Genomic DNA, 12911 nt, shown 5'->3' with positions numbered 1-12911 from the left:
CCCCGCTAGGGTGGCCGACGTGTCGTACACAGGACCCGGCTTCGAACCGCCCCAGCCCCGACGGTCCCGGCGTGGACCCCTGACCGTGGCGCTCGCGGCGCTCGTGCCGGGAGCGCTGCTCGGATGGGCGGTGTACGCCGCCGTCGGCGGCTCCGAGGACGCCAAGGGGACGGCGGGAGGCCCGTCGGCGTCCCCGTCGGCATCCGTGTCCGCCACGTCGCGGGCGCCGTCCTCCCCCGGCGCCTCCCCGACCGCCGGCCCCGACGGCGGGAAGCCGGGCGCCTCCCCGTCGAGCGCCTCCCCCTCGGCCTCGCGGCCGGCCGCGTCCGGGCCGCTCAAGGGCAAGGTCGTCGTCATCGACCCGGGGCACAACCCGGGCAATGTCCGGCACACCGCCGAGATCAACCGCCAGGTGGACATCGGGACGAACCGCAAGGAGTGCGACACCACCGGCACCGCCACCAACGACGGGTACGCCGAGGCGGCGTTCACCCTCGACGTCGCCCACCGGATGCGCACGCTCCTCGAAGAGCAGGGCGCCACCGTGACGTTGACGCAGGATGCCGACCGGCCGTTCGGGCCGTGCGTGGACGAGCGGGCCCGGATCGGCAACAAGGCGGGGGCCGACGCCGTGGTGTCGATCCACGCGGACGGCTCGGGCGCCGGCAACCGCGGCTTCCACGTCATCCTGCCGGGCAGCGTGCGGGCCGGCGCCGCCGACACCCGGGCCATCGTCGAGCCCTCCCGCGAACTCGGCGAGCGCGTCGCGGGCCATTTCGTGCGCGTCACCGGCAGCGCACCGTCCAACTACGTCGGCGACGGTACCGGTCTCGTCACACGTGAGGACCTGGGCGGTCTCAATCTGTCAACGGTTCCCAAGGTGTTCATCGAGTGCGGCAACATGCGCGATAGCAAGGACGCGGCACTGCTGACCAGCGGTGCCTGGCGGCAGAAAGCGGCGCAAGGAATTTCCGAGGGAATCGTGAGTTTCCTGCGCGGGCAGTGATCGGCGCGCTGATCCAGGCGGACAGCCCGATCGTACGGACGATAGTGTCGTCCGTACGATGAGGGGCCACCCCCGCGCTTCAACCCGGGCCTTCGGGCGACACGGTGACAGCGACGCCTCTTCCGACGACGAGACGACCTACGAAGGACCTGAAGTGAATATCCGCTCCCTCACTCGAGGCGACGGCGTGGTGATCGGAGCAGCGGTATTGCTGTTCATCGCGTCGTTCCTCGACCTCTACTCCGTCGACGGCGCACCCGACAGTTACGACCTGCCCAGCCTGTGGGGCAGCGGTCCGGTCGTGCTCGGGGTCGTGCTGGCGGGCATCATCGGCGCCGCGCTCGTCGTCGTCGCCCGGGGCCTGCCGCAGCCGCCGAAGGTCGCGGGGCTCGACCTCGGCCAGTTCGGCATCGCGTTCACCGTGTTCGCCGCCTGGAGCGCGCTGGGCAACATCTTCGACGTCGCCGGCGGCGTCGACAACATCGGCGGCGGTTCCTCGGACGGCCCGGACGCCGGTACCGGTCTGATCCTGGCCCTCGTCGCCACGCTCGTCATGGCCGCCGCCGCTGTCGCCACCCCCCTGGTGCCCGCCCTCAAGGGCGCCCTCCTCCCGGCCGCCCGTCCCGCCGCCCCGCAGCCCTACGGCGCGCAGCCGCCCGGCGGTTACGGCTACCCGGGCGCGCAGCAGGCGTCCTTCGGCGGCCAGCCGCAGCCGGGCCAGCCCGGTCAGCCCGGTCAGCCGGTGCAGCCCTACCCGGGCCAGCCGCAGCAGGGGCAGCCCGCCCCGGCGCCCGCCGGTGACTTCTCGCCGTTCTGGTTCGCGGTGCCGGTGCCCCGGCCGCTGTTCCCGGAGGACGGCTCGCCCACGCCGATCGCCGAACTGGCCCCGGGTACCTGGTACCTGGCGGTCGAGCAGCGCGGCCCGGCGCTCGTCGCCCAGACGCAGGACGGCCGTCGCGGTGTCCTCCAGGACACCTCGGGCATCCAGCGCGGCTGAGCCCCCGGCCCCTCCTCGTCGCGGCCCCTCGCCCTTCCGGGCGGGGGGCCGTTGTCGTACGGGCCGGGTTTCAAACGGGCTTTCGGGGCCATCCGGAAGGCATGTCCCCTCGATATCGCACTGGTTCCAATTCCGCGGGGACGGTCGTCGCGGTGATCGCGGACATCATGGCCGTCATCCTCGGACTGTGGATTCTGATGTACCTGTTGGACGCCAACCGGGCCAATGACCTGGTGCAGTTCGTCCATGACGCCGCCAACTGGCTGGCCGGTTGGTCGCGTGACCTGTTCACCTTCGACGAGGCGTGGGCCCGGGTGGTCGCCGGCTACGGACTCGCGGCGGTCGTCTACCTGTTCGTCGGCCATGCCATCGCGGGCCGCCTGCGCCGGCACTGAGCCGGCCTGACCGGGGCCGGCCCGGGCCGACTCGGACCGGCCCGGGTCGCGTCGGCTCAGGCGGGCGCGCAGCAGTCCGGGTCCAGGCCCCTGGGCAGGCGTTCGCCGCCGAAGACCGCGCAGGTGGCCTCGTGGCCGCCGAGGGCGGCGACCGCCAGCAGCAGGGAGCCGGCCGTCCAGGTGGTCAGCTCCCGGGGCCAGATGGCGTCGTCGTCGAAGACGTAGCCCGTCCAGTACAGGCCGGTCCGCGGATCGCGCAGGTGCTGGATCGACTGGAGCACCTCCAGCGCGCGATCGGACTCGCCCATCACCCACAGGGCCAGGGCGAGTTCGGCCGACTCGCCGCCGGTGACCCACGGGTTGGGCACCACGCAGCGCACCCCGAGTCCGGGCACGACGAAGCGGTCCCAGCCCTCCTCGATGCGCGCCTTGGCCTCGGCGCCGGTCAGCGCGCCACCGAGCACCGGGTAGTACCAGTCCATCGAGTAGCGGTCCTTGTCGAGGAACCGCTCGGGGTGGTGCCGTATCGCGTGCCGCAGCGCTCCCGCCGCCAACTCCCAGTCGGGTTGGGGCTCTTCGCGCTGCTCGGCGACGGCGAGCGCGCAGCGCAGCGCGTGGTGGACGGACGAGGAGCCGGTGAGCAGCGCGTCCGCGGTGGGCGTGCCGTCGTCGTCGCGCCGCCAGCCGATCTGTCCGCCGGGCTGCTGCAACCGCAGTACGAACTCCACCGCCGCGTAGACGCACGGCCACATGCGGTCCAGGAAGGTGTCGTCGCCGGTGGAGAGGTAGTGGTGCCACACCCCGACCGCGACGTAGGCGACGAAGTTGGTCTCCCGGCCCCGGTCGGTGACGTCGAGCGGGTCGCCGTCGGCGTAGGCCGCGTACCAGGAGCCGTCGTCCAACTGGTGCCGGGCCAGCCAGAGGTAGGCCCGCTCGGCGGCCTCGTGCTCACCGGCCGTGTCCAGCGCCATCGCGGCCTCGACGTGGTCCCACGGGTCGAGGTGGTGCCCCCGGAACCACGGGATCGCCCCGTCCTCCCGCTGCGCGGCGAGGACACCGGCGACGGTCTCGGCGGCCTGCCCGGCGGTGAGCACCCCGGGCAGGACGAGGTGTTCCGTCCGAGGGGTCCGGGGGGTCGTCACGCGGCGTCCGCCTCCGTCCCGGCGCGGGGCAGATGGGGCTTGGTCGCGTACGCCACGAAGCTCTTGCCGATCAGCGGGTTCAGCGCCCGCTCCGCGACCCGGGTGGCCAGCGGCTTCTTCATGATGTCCCAGACCAGCAGCTTGTGGTACGCGCGCACCGGCAGGGCCTTGTCGTTGTCGACGCCGAACGCGCACTTGAGCCACCAGTACGGGGAGTGCAGGGCGTGCGCGTGGTGGCTGCCGTAGGGGCGCAGACCGGCCTCGCGGATCCTCGTCAGCAGTTCGTCCGCCCGGTAGATGCGGATGTGGCCGCCCTCGACCTCGTGGTAGGCGTCGGACAGCGTCCAGCACACCTTCTCCGGGCCGTAGCGCGGCACGGTGATCGCGATCCGGCCGCCGGGCCTGAGCACGCGCACCATCTCGGCGAGGACGCCCTTGTCGTCGGGGATGTGCTCCATCACCTCGGAGATGATGACGACGTCGAAGGACTCGTCGGGGAAGGGCAGGGCGAGCGCGTCGCCCTCCATTGCGGTGGCCGTCGCCCCGGCCGGTGCCTCCCCGGCCTCCTTCATCGCGGCGAACCACTTGGCGACCTCGCGGATCTCCTCGCCGTTCCGGTCGAGTGCCACGACCCGCGCGCCGCGCCGGTAGCACTCGAAGGCGTGCCGGCCGGCCCCGCAGCCGAGGTCCAGCACGCGGTCGCCCGGGGCGAGCGGGAACCGGGAGAAGTCGACGGTCAGCACGTGGCCCTGCTTTCGCGGTCGGAGGATTCGGCTGCGGGGAGGGACACGGCGCCCGCGGGGGCGGTGTCCCGGTCGGCGGGGGCCGCGGTGCGGCCCGGGGGCGTGGCGAGGGTGGCGGCCGGTGCCGCGGGGCGGGTGTCCGCGGTGCCCGCGCGGGCGATCGCCTCGCGGTAGCGGGCCACCGTGCCCTGTGCCGCGCGAGCCCAGGTGAAGTGCCGCAGCACCCGCTCGCGTCCGGCCGCGCCGAGCCGTGCGCGCAGTTCCGGGTCGCCCAGCAGCCGGCTCAGTCCGGCGGCCAGCGCCCCCGCGTCGCCGGGCGGTACGGCCAGACAGGTCTCCCCGTCGCGGCCGGCCACCTCGGGGATGGCCCCGCCGGTCGTGGCGACCAGCGGGGTGCCGGTGGCCATGGCCTCGGCGGCGGGGAGGGAGAAGCCCTCGTACAGCGACGGTACGCACGCGACCTGGGCCGACCGTACGAGGTCGACGAGTTCGGCATCGGAGATGCCCTTGACGAACTCGACGGCGTCCCCGAGTCCGTACCGCTCGACGGCCTGCGCGACGGGTCCCTCGGAGGGCCGCTTGCCGACGACGACGAGGTGCGCCCCGGGGTGTTCGGCCCGTACCTTCGCCAGTGCCTCGACGAGGAAGACCAGGCCCTTCAGCGGCACGTCCGCGCTGGACGTGGTCACGATCCGGCCCGGTACGACCGGCACCGACGGGTCGGGGGAGAACAGGTCGGTGTCGGCGCCGATGGGGACGACGTGGATGCGGTCCTGCCGTACGCCGAGGTCGTCGACGATCTCCTGGCGGGAGCTGCCGGAGACGGTGAGCACGGACGGCAGGCGGCGCGCCACCCGCTTCTGCATGCGGGTGAAGGCGTACCAGCGGCGCACCGAGTACCGCCGCTGCCAGGTCCCGGCGGCCTCCAGCTCCAGCCGCCGGTCGACGGTGATGGGGTGGTGGATGGTGGTCACCAGGGGGGCGCCGAGGTCGCCGAGGAGGCCGTAGCCGAGGGTCTGGTTGTCGTGGACGACGTCGAAGTCGCCGCGGCGGGCGCGCAGATGGCGGCGGGCGCGCAGGGAGAACGTCAGCGGTTCCGGGAAGCCGCCCGTCCACATCGTGCCGACCTCCAGCGCGTCGACCCAGTCGCGGTACTCGTCGCGCTTCGGGGTGCGGAAGGGGTCCGGCTGGCGGTAGAGGTCGAGGCTGGGCAGTTCGGTGAGGCGCAGCCCGTCGTGGCCCTCGTCGAGGACGGGGTAGGGCTGGGCGCCGATGACCTCGACGCGGTGCCCTAGGCGGGCGAGCTCGCGGGAGAGGTGGCGTACGTAGACGCCCTGTCCGCCGCAGAACGGGTTTCCCTTATAGGTGAGGAGTGCGATGCGGAGCGGTCGCAAGCCGTCGGATGCGGGACCCTCCGAGGGCCCGGCCTGACTGGCCTCAGCGGTCACTCTGGGCCCCCTTCTGCCTGCGCTGTCCCGCGAGATTACGACGGGACGCCAATCTAGAACAAGTTTCAGAGTTGATCGTTCGGAGGATCCGAATCTACCGGCAGGTAGCCGCGGTGTGAGCAGTGGATCAGGTGATTCACGCCACGACGGACGGCGTGCCATGCTGTCTGATCATCCACCCTCACCGATTGTCACGGACGGGACCCATGCCCGCGGAAGCCCACAGGGGTCAGGCGACCAAGGCGGCCGGCGCCGGCACCACGCGCACCTCGCAGGCCTCTCCGGCCTCCCAGGCCTCCCCGCTCACCGAGCGGCAGGAGGCGCGCCGGCGCCGCATCCTCCACGCGTGCGCCCAGCTGGCCTGCCGGGGCGGCTTCGACGCGGTGCAGATGCGCGAGGTGGCGGAGTCCTCCCAGGTGGCGCTCGGCACGCTGTACCGCTACTTCCCGTCCAAGATCCATCTGCTGGTCGCCACGATGCAGGACCAGCTGGAGCACATGCACGGGACGCTGCGGAAGAAGCCGCCGGCCGGTGAGACCGCGGCCGAGCGGGTGGCGGAGACCCTGCTGCGGGCCTTCCGCGCGCTCCAGCGCGAGCCGCAGCTGGCCGACGCGATGGTGCGGGCGCTGACGTTCGCGGACCGCAGCGTGAGTCCGGAGGTCGACCAGGTCTCCCGCCAGACCACGATGATCATCCTGGACGCCATGGGGCTCACCGATCCCACGCCGGACCAGCTCTCCGCGGTCCGCGTCATCGAGCACACCTGGCACTCGGCCCTGATCACCTGGCTTTCGGGCCGCGCCTCCATCGCCCAGGTCAGGACCGACATCGAGACGGTGTGCCGTCTGATGGACCTGACGGCCCCCGAGGCACCCCGCCCCCGCTGACGAAACCCTCGACGGCCTTCCGGTACGACCCCTCCCGCACGGACTGCCGGACTGTCCGCGGCGACACCGAACCCACCCCGCGCGAACGGTTGCCCCTCTTCACCCGGGTGGTTCGCGGCGACGGCGGCACCGTGGCGGGCGAGCGGCACGCCCGGATCGCCCACCCTGGGACGGCAGCGGCACCGTCATGACCGTGAAGTCCGGGTCCGAGGCCCCCCTGACCCCTTTCCTACGGGCGGGTAGAGTGTCGGGGTCGTCATCACACCCGTACGGGGGGAAGCCGGTGCAATTCCGGCGCTGACCCGCAACCGTGAACCGTCCGCCCGACGGTGAGCCGGACTGCCCCGCACGGTCGTGACCGGCTCACGTGCCCGGCGCTCCGCCGGTGCACGGCACCGTCGAGGCATACGGAGCCGAGCCGCCGGGGTGTCCCGCGCTGCCCGGCCCTGTCGCAGGGAAGGCACCCGCCGATCATGAACGTCCTCCGCAGCGCCGCGGTCCTGGCCGCCGCCGTCGTGATCGGCGCCGCCACTCCGGCCGCCGCCGACACCTCCCCGTCCCCCGCGCCGTCCCCGGCGCTGCCCTCCGCCCTGTACGGCGACGGCGACCCGCAGTACGACGGCGTCTGGCGCCAGTCGCTCGCCCTGCTCGCGCAGCACACGGTGGGCGTCGAGCCGCCGCGGGCCACCGTCGACTGGCTGGCCGGGCAGCAGTGCGCCGACGGCTCCTTCGCCCCGTACCGCGCCGACACCTCCACGCCGTGCGGCGCCAAAACGATGGCCGACACCAACCAGACGGCCGCCGCCGTCCAGGCCCTCGCCGCGCTCGGCGGCCACGACGACGTGACCGAGAAGGCCGTCGACTGGCTGAAGTCCGTGCAGAACGAGGACGGCAGCTGGGGCTACACGGCGGGCGGCGCCGGCGACACCAACTCCACCTCCCTCGTCATCGGCGCGCTCGCCGCCGCCGGGGAGAAGCCGGCCGAGGTGAAGAAGGACGGCAGGTCCCCCTACGACGCCCTGCTGAAGCTGGCGCTGCCCTGCGAGGGGGACGGCGCGGGCGCCTTCGCCTTCCAGCCCGGTAAGAAGGGCGAACTGGCCGCCAACGCGGACGCGACGGCGGCGGGCGTGCTCGGCGCGCTCGGCGCGGGCCTGGCCGTCGAACCCGGCAAGGGCGGGGCCGAGGACGCCGCCTGCGAGAAGGCCGACGGCCCCGAGCAGGCCGCCGCCAACGGTGCCGCCTACCTCGCCGACGCCCTCGCCGAGGACGCCCACCTCGTCTCCGCCCTCCCCGGCGCCGAGGACCAGCCCGACTACGGCAACACCGCCGACGCGGTCGTCGCGCTCGCCGCACAGGGCGCCACCGGGCAGGCGGAGAAGTCCGTCGCCTGGCTGGAGAAGAACGCCGCCGACTGGGCCGCGCAGAGCGGCCCGGCCGCCTACGCCCAGCTGATCTTCGCCGCCCACGCGACCGGCGCCGACCCGCGCGCCTTCGGCGGCACGGACCTCGTGAAGCAGCTCGGCGCGATGGGCCCGGCCGCCGCCGAGCAGTCCGCGGAGCCGAAGCCGGACGAGACGAAGGACGAGAAGAAGGACGAATCCGGCTCCGGCTTCGGTGTCTGGTGGTTCGTCGGCGTCTGCCTGGTCGCCGGTATCGGCATCGGGTTCCTGATCAGCGGACGTACGAAGCGGCAGCAGCCGTGATCCGCCGGGCGGCCCCGCTGTTCCTGGCCGGGCTCCTGCTCCTGTCGGCGGGCGCCGGCCAGGCGCAGGCCGCCGGCTACCGCTACTGGTCGTTCTGGGAACGGGACGGCGCAACCTGGACGTACGCCACCCAGGGCCCCTCGCTGGTCCGCCCCGCCGACGGCGACGTCCAGGGCTTCCGCTTCGCCGTCAGCGAGGACTCCGCCGACGCGGCGAAGCCCCGCGGCACCGCCGACTTCGCCACCGTCTGCGCCAGGACCCCGGCGCGGGAGGGCAGCAAGCGCGTGGCCCTGGTCATCGACTTCGGCACCCCGGCGGACGCCCCGCCCGGCGAGACCCCGCCGTCCCGCCGCACGGCCTGCGCGCAGGTCCCCCCGGACGCGACCACGTCCGAGGCCCTGGCCTCGGTCGCCGCGCCCCTCCGCTACGACACCAACGCCCTGCTGTGCGCCATCACGGGCTACCCGGGGAAGGGCTGCGGCGAGCAGATCGAGCGGATACCGACGGAGCCGGCCCCGTCCCCCGCCGACGAGCGGGAGGAATCCGGCTCGGGTCCCTCCCTGGGCCTCGCGGCCGGAATCGCGGTGGTGGCCCTCCTCGGCGCAGCGGCCTTCTGGCAAACCCGCCGCCGTGCCTGACGCACGCAACGGCGAGCGGGCGTCCCTCCAGGGCGGCACGGGTGGGCGCGGCGGCCCCCGGCGGCCCCGCGCCGCCTCCCTCCACCCGGGCGCCTGGTGGCTCTGGTCCCTCGCCCTCGGCACCGCGGCCACCCGCACCACCAACCCCCTCCTCCTCGCCCTCCTCATCACCGTCTCCGCCTACGTCGTGGCGACCCGCCGCCCCCACACTCCCTGGTCCCGCTCCTACGGCGCCTTCGTCAAGCTCGCCCTCGCCGTCCTCCTCATCCGCCTGGCCTTCGCCGTCGTCCTCGGCTCGCCCATCCCCGGCACCCACGTCCTCCTCGCCCTCCCCGAAGTCCCCCTCCCCCACTGGGCCCAGGGCATCCGCCTCGGCGGCGACGTCACCGCCGAGGCCCTCGTCTTCGCCCTCTACGACGGTCTGAAACTCGCCACGCTCCTCATCTGCGTCGGCGCGGCGAACGCCCTCGCCAGCCCCTCCCGCCTCCTCAAGTCCCTTCCCGGCGCCCTGTACGAACTGGGCGTGGCCGTCGTCGTGGCGCTGACCTTCGCGCCGAACCTGATCGCCGACGTGCGGCGCCTGCGTTCCGCCCGCCGTCTGCGCGGCCGCCCCGACAAGGGCGTACGCGGTCTGCTGCACGTGGGACTCCCGGTGCTGGAGGGCGCGTTGGAGCGCTCGGTCGCCCTCGCCGCCGCGATGGACGCGCGCGGTTACGGCCGTACCGCCGAGGTCCCGCCCGCCGTCCGCCGTACCACCGCCGCCCTCACCCTCGGCGGTCTGCTCGGCGTCTGCGCCGGAACGTACGGGCTGCTCACCGCCGAGGGCGGCACCTACGGGCTCCCCGTCCTCCTGGCCGGCGTGGCCGCCGCCCTCGCGGGTCTGTGGCTGGGCGGCCGTCGCACCCTGCGCACCCGGTACCGCCCCGACCGCTGGGACGTCCGGGCCTGGCTGGTGTCCGCCTCCGGAGCGGCGGTCGCCGCCCTGCTGGCCCTCGCCGCGTCCCGCGACCCGGCGGCCCTGCATCCGGGGGTGGTCCCGCTCGTCGCACCGGCCCTCCCGCTGTGGCCGGCGGCGGCCGTCCTGCTCGGCCTGCTCCCCGCCTTCCTCACCCCCGCGCCCGAGCCCCCCGCCTCCGAGACCTCCGCCCCCGATGCCGCGAACACCCGCAAGGAGCCGTCGTGATCCGCTTCGAGAACGTGTCGGTGACCTACGACGGAACGCCCGGACCCACCGTCCGGGATGTCGACTTCGAGGTCCCCGAGGGCGCACTGGTGCTCCTGGCCGGCCCGTCCGGCGTCGGCAAGTCCACGGTGCTCGGCGCGGTGAGCGGCCTGGTCCCGCACTTCACCGGCGGTACCCTGCGCGGCCGGGTCACGGTCGCCGGACGGGACACCCGCACCCACAAGCCGCGTGAACTCGCCGACGTGGTCGGGACGGTGGGCCAGGACCCGCTCTCCCACTTCGTGACGGACACGGTGGAGGACGAACTCGCCTACGGCATGGAGTCGCTGGGCCTGCCCCCGGCCGTGATGCGCCGCCGGGTCGAGGAGACCCTCGACCTCCTCGGCCTCTCCGGTCTGCGCGACCGCCCCCTGTCCACCCTCTCCGGCGGCCAGCAGCAGCGCGTCGCCATCGGCTCGGTCCTCACCCCGCACCCCCACGTCCTGGTCCTCGACGAACCGACGTCCGCCCTCGACCCCGCTGCGGCCGAGGAGGTCCTCGCCGTCCTCCAGCGCCTCGTCCACGACCTCGGCACCACGGTCCTCATGGCCGAACACCGACTGGAACGCGTCATCCAGTACGCCGACCAGGTGGTGCTGCTGCCCGGCCCCGGTGAACGCCCCCTCCTCGGCGCCCCGGCGGAGGTGATGGCGGTGTCGCCCGTCGTCCCCCCGGTGGTGGACCTGGGCCGCCTGGCGGGCTGGTCGCCCCTGCCCCTGACGGTGCGCGACGCCCGCCGCCGGGCGGCCCCCCTGCGCGACCGCCTGACCGGCCGCGCCCCCCGGCGGGACGACACCGCGCCCCCGCCGCCCGCGCCCGCCCGCGGCCGGCGCCTGTTCCGGCGCACCGGCCCGGACACCGCCGCCGCCGTCCCCGTGGCCGACGTCCGCTCCCTCGCCGTCCGCCGCGACCGCGTCCAGGCCCTGCGCCACGTCGACCTGACCGTCACCGCGGGCGAGACCATTGCCCTCATGGGCCGCAACGGCGCCGGAAAGTCCACCCTGCTCAGCGCCCTCGTGGGCCTCGTCGAACCGTTCTCGGGCTCGGTCCGCACCGGCGACGCCGTCCCGCACCGCACCCGCCCCCGCGACCTGGTCCGCCGCGTCGGCCTCGTCCCGCAGGAACCCCGCGACCTCCTCTACGCCGACACGGTCGCGGCGGAGTGCGCGGCCGCCGACGACGACGCGGGCGCACCCCCCGGCACCTGCCGCGCCCTGCTCTCCGACCTCCTCCCCCGGGTCGCCGACGACACCCACCCCCGCGACCTCTCCGAGGGCCAGCGCCTCACCCTCGCCCTGGCCGTCGTCCTCACCGCCCGCCCGCCCCTGCTGCTCCTGGACGAGCCCACCCGCGGCCTGGACTACGCGGCGAAGGCCCGCCTGGTGACGATCCTGCGCGGGCTGGCCGCCGAGGGACACGCGATCATCATGGCCACGCACGACGTGGAACTGGCGGCGGAACTCGCCCACCGGGTGGTCCTGCTCGCCGAGGGCGAGGTGATCGCGGACGGTCCGGCGGCCGAGGTGGTCGTGGCGTCCCCGTCCTTCGCCCCGCAGGTGGCGAAGATCCTCGCCCCGCAGCACTGGCTCACGGTCTCCCAGGTCCGCGAGGCACTGCGATGACCCCCGCGCGCCCCACGGAACGCCAGGCCCGCGCCATCCGCCTGGGCCCGCGCTCCCTGCTGGCCCTGGCCCTGGTCAGCGCGGTGGGCGTGGCCGGTTTCGGCTGGCCCTTCCTCGCCCCGCCCGCCTCCACGCTGAACGCCCACGCCCAGGACGCGCCGTGGCTCTTCGCCGGACTGCTCGTCCTCCTGGTCGCGGTCGTGGCGGCGACGATCTCCGAGTCCGGTCTGGGCCCCAAGGCGGTGGCGATGCTCGGTGTCCTCGCCGCCACGGGCGCGGCACTGCGCCCCATCGGCGCGGGCACGGCCGGACTGGAGCCCATGTTCTTCCTCATGGTCCTCAGCGGCCGGGTCCTCGGGCCGGGCTTCGGCTTCGTCCTCGGCTCGGTGACGATGTTCGCGTCCGCCCTGCTCACGGGCGGTGTCGGGCCGTGGCTTCCGTTCCAGATGCTGGCGATGGGCTGGTTCACGATGGGCGCGGGGCTGCTGCCGGGCGCCGACCGCCTGCGGGGCCGCGCGGAACTCTGCCTGCTCGCGGCGTACGGCTTCCTGGCCGCCTTCGCCTACGGCACGGTGATGAACATGGCGGGCTGGCCCTTCATGTCCGCCCTCGCCTCGAACATCTCCTTCTCCCCCGACGCCCCGCTCCCCACCAACCTGGCCCGCTTCCTCGCCTACTGCCTGGCGACCTCCCTCGGCTGGGACCTGGGCCGCGCGCTGGTCACCGTGGTCCTGACGGCCGTCCTCGGCACCCCGCTCCTCAAGGCCCTGCGCCGGGCCACCCGGAGGGCGGCTTTCGAGGCGCCGGTCACCTTCGCGGACACCCCTCGGTGAGGCCCCGCGCGCTCCCCGTGACCGAGTGGGTGAAGCACCCCACATGACCCGCGTCACATACGAACCGGGGCCGTAGCCGCGCGGTTCGGCGCAGGGCGCCCCCCGCCCCCCGTACCCCGCCCGCTGCACGTGCACGGGGCCGGCCCTGCGACCCGGCTTAGTAAAAGGGACCTTTGCGGACAATCCCGGGATTTGTTTCTGTGGAGCAGTCGCCAGGCGCCGACGTGCCCCCCACGGGCCGCGGCGCCGTCGCATGTCACCCGCCGCACTCCCGT

Annotated in this window: 12 protein-coding genes and 1 riboswitch; of the genes, 9 read left to right on the top strand and 3 right to left on the bottom strand. The window is 74.3% G+C overall.

Annotated features, from left to right (window positions below; genetic code table 11):
- Nucleotides 1–19 precede the first annotated feature (19 nt).
- The 3 genes from FHX78_RS24065 (at nucleotide 20) to FHX78_RS24055 (ending at nucleotide 2398) form a co-directional block, all read left to right on the top strand.
- Nucleotides 20–1006, top strand: coding sequence for an N-acetylmuramoyl-L-alanine amidase (locus FHX78_RS24065; protein WP_145869496.1), 987 nt, complete (start codon nucleotides 20–22; stop codon nucleotides 1004–1006).
- 154 nt (nucleotides 1007–1160) lie between these two features.
- Nucleotides 1161–2003, top strand: coding sequence for a DUF5336 domain-containing protein (locus tag FHX78_RS24060; protein WP_145869495.1), 843 nt, complete (start codon nucleotides 1161–1163; stop codon nucleotides 2001–2003).
- A gap of 101 nt (nucleotides 2004–2104) precedes the next feature.
- On the top strand, nucleotides 2105–2398 hold the full coding sequence (locus FHX78_RS24055; RefSeq protein ID WP_145869494.1) for a hypothetical protein: 294 nt from the start codon (nucleotides 2105–2107) through the stop codon (nucleotides 2396–2398).
- Nucleotides 2399–2454: 56 nt separating this feature from the next.
- Here FHX78_RS24055 and FHX78_RS24050 read toward each other — a convergent pair whose 3' ends face one another.
- From FHX78_RS24050 to FHX78_RS24040, 3 genes are read right to left on the bottom strand one after another with little or no spacing between them, the layout of a single operon-like run.
- Entirely contained in the window at nucleotides 2455–3540 is a 1086-nt protein-coding gene (locus FHX78_RS24050) for a prenyltransferase/squalene oxidase repeat-containing protein (RefSeq protein ID WP_145869493.1), read from the bottom strand.
- Nucleotides 3537–4283 carry a class I SAM-dependent methyltransferase gene (locus FHX78_RS24045; protein WP_145869492.1) on the bottom strand — a complete coding sequence of 249 codons (747 nt, stop codon included), beginning with the start codon at nucleotides 4281–4283 and terminating at the stop codon, nucleotides 3537–3539. The genes FHX78_RS24050 and FHX78_RS24045 overlap by 4 nt, the downstream gene beginning before the upstream one ends.
- A complete protein-coding gene (locus FHX78_RS24040) occupies nucleotides 4277–5731 on the bottom strand; it encodes a glycosyltransferase family 4 protein (RefSeq protein WP_145869491.1) in 1455 nt (484 codons plus the stop codon). The genes FHX78_RS24045 and FHX78_RS24040 overlap by 7 nt, the downstream gene beginning before the upstream one ends.
- A gap of 206 nt (nucleotides 5732–5937) precedes the next feature.
- Here FHX78_RS24040 and FHX78_RS24035 point away from each other — a divergent pair, with 206 nt between their 5' ends.
- From FHX78_RS24035 to FHX78_RS24010, 6 genes are all read left to right on the top strand, one after another.
- Nucleotides 5938–6618 carry a TetR family transcriptional regulator gene (locus tag FHX78_RS24035; protein WP_145869490.1) on the top strand — a complete coding sequence of 227 codons (681 nt, stop codon included), beginning with the start codon at nucleotides 5938–5940 and terminating at the stop codon, nucleotides 6616–6618.
- Between the two features lie 223 nt (nucleotides 6619–6841).
- Nucleotides 6842–6956: riboswitch (cobalamin riboswitch) on the top strand.
- Between the two features lie 135 nt (nucleotides 6957–7091).
- Nucleotides 7092–8321, top strand: a complete 1230-nt coding sequence (locus FHX78_RS24030; RefSeq protein WP_145869489.1) for an SCO2321 family membrane protein — start codon at nucleotides 7092–7094, stop codon at nucleotides 8319–8321.
- Nucleotides 8318–8959, top strand: coding sequence for an SCO2322 family protein (locus tag FHX78_RS24025; RefSeq protein WP_145869488.1), 642 nt, complete (start codon nucleotides 8318–8320; stop codon nucleotides 8957–8959). The genes FHX78_RS24030 and FHX78_RS24025 overlap by 4 nt, the downstream gene beginning before the upstream one ends.
- Nucleotides 8952–10142, top strand: a complete 1191-nt coding sequence (locus FHX78_RS24020) for an energy-coupling factor transporter transmembrane component T (RefSeq protein ID WP_229924053.1) — start codon at nucleotides 8952–8954, stop codon at nucleotides 10140–10142. Before FHX78_RS24025 ends, FHX78_RS24020 begins: the two co-directional genes overlap by 8 nt.
- On the top strand, nucleotides 10139–11803 hold the full coding sequence (locus FHX78_RS24015) for an ABC transporter ATP-binding protein (protein ID WP_145869487.1): 1665 nt from the start codon (nucleotides 10139–10141) through the stop codon (nucleotides 11801–11803). The genes FHX78_RS24020 and FHX78_RS24015 overlap by 4 nt, the downstream gene beginning before the upstream one ends.
- Entirely contained in the window at nucleotides 11800–12636 is an 837-nt protein-coding gene (locus FHX78_RS24010) for an ECF transporter S component (RefSeq protein ID WP_145869486.1), read from the top strand. Before FHX78_RS24015 ends, FHX78_RS24010 begins: the two co-directional genes overlap by 4 nt.
- The last annotated feature ends 275 nt before the right edge of the window (nucleotides 12637–12911 follow it).

It is taken from the genome of Streptomyces capillispiralis, assembly GCF_007829875.1.
Lineage (GTDB): Bacteria > Actinomycetota > Actinomycetes > Streptomycetales > Streptomycetaceae > Streptomyces > Streptomyces capillispiralis.
Note: the sequence above shows the minus strand (reverse complement) of the source record. Positions and strands in the feature narration are given on the sequence as shown.